Source organism: Glutamicibacter sp. AOP38-B1-38 (assembly GCF_052377485.1).
Taxonomy (GTDB): domain Bacteria; phylum Actinomycetota; class Actinomycetes; order Actinomycetales; family Micrococcaceae; genus Glutamicibacter.
In genome coordinates, this window is the sequence record NZ_JBQSWU010000099.1 from 1 (window position 1) to 530 (window position 530).

Consider the following 530-nt stretch of genomic DNA (forward strand, 5'->3'; position numbering starts at 1 on the left):
CAGGGATCGTGGTGCGGGTCTTACGTCCACGAATCAGGCCGTTCATGCCCTCGTCACGCATGAGTCGGTCAACGGTGTGTTTGGAGACCTCGGGGAAGCCGTTGCGCCGCAGCCAAGCGGTCATCTTTCGCCGGCCATAAAGGATTTCTGGCTTCGGTCTTCCTTTAGCGTCTAACACTTTGAGGCTGCGTAACGTGTCAATGACCTTGGCATCTTCAACTGCTCGCAGGGCCGGAATCCTTATTTTCCAGGCCCGGTAGGTTCGTGCGGCGACCTGCACGCCCTGCTCACGCAGGACGGCGCAGATCGACTCGACCGCATGACCTTCGGCCCGCTGCTCATCAACGAATCGGCAGATTAGCGGCGGCGAGGGTCGAGTTCCCTCGCGAAGAAAATCGATGCAGCTTTCAAGATTTCGTTGGCTTCCTTCAAATCCCGATTCTCCGCCCGCAACGCCTTGAGCTCATCGAGTTCGGTAGTGGTTGGGCCGTCCTTCTCACCGGTGTCGACCTGGGCTTGGAGCACCCAGC

At 59.1% G+C, this 530-nt stretch carries 1 protein-coding gene; it reads right to left on the bottom strand.

What is annotated here, in order from left to right:
* Positions 1-280: IS3 family transposase (locus ACT3TP_RS18765; RefSeq protein WP_444621297.1), on the bottom strand; the 280-nt coding region annotated here is incomplete at its 3' end.
* Positions 281-530 lie beyond the last annotated feature (250 nt).